At 59.0% G+C, this 586-nt stretch carries 1 pseudogene; it reads right to left on the bottom strand.

Going from position 1 to position 586, the window contains the following annotated elements:
- Positions 1–586 (bottom strand): annotated as a pseudogene (locus tag AACU78_RS15710) (RHS repeat domain-containing protein); the annotation flags it as partial.

The following is a 586-nucleotide window of genomic DNA, read 5'->3' on the forward strand; positions in this document are numbered from 1 at the left end:
ATTCCCGCGTTGCGCCGCCAGGAAGTACGACAAGAATCAACCGGCCGACGCTGTCCCACTGATACTGGGTCAGCGCCCCATGCTCATCCTCACGCGCAACCTGTCGCCCAACATCGTCATAGCGATACCGCTTAACCCCGCCATTCGGCAGTTGCTCTTCAACAAGCTGTCCACGCTCATTCCAGACCAGCCGATGACAACCGTTATCCGGATACCAAACCCCAATCAGTTGCCCGTGTTTGTTGTAGGTGTAATCCGTAACGTTGCCGTCAGGATCTGTCTGACGCGTAACGTCGCCCTGTTCATTGCGCTCATACTTCCAAACCGCTTCACCGCGCCGCACAACCCGTACGAACCCGTTATCGTGCTCGTAGGACGTCGGCTCATCCTCCCCCGGAAACAACGCCACCAAACGCCCAGCGTCGTCGTACTGATACGCCGTCACCGCGCCCAGCGGATCCTGCTCAACCGTCAGCCGGCCCTTGTCGTCGTAGGATTTGAAGTGCTCAGCGCCATCCGGATCAACCCGCTGCACCAGCCGCGCGCGCTGGTCATGGACATACACTTCCTGACTGCCATCAGCGTT

It is taken from the genome of Pseudomonas sp. R9.37 (assembly GCF_963878885.1).
Lineage (GTDB): Bacteria > Pseudomonadota > Gammaproteobacteria > Pseudomonadales > Pseudomonadaceae > Aquipseudomonas.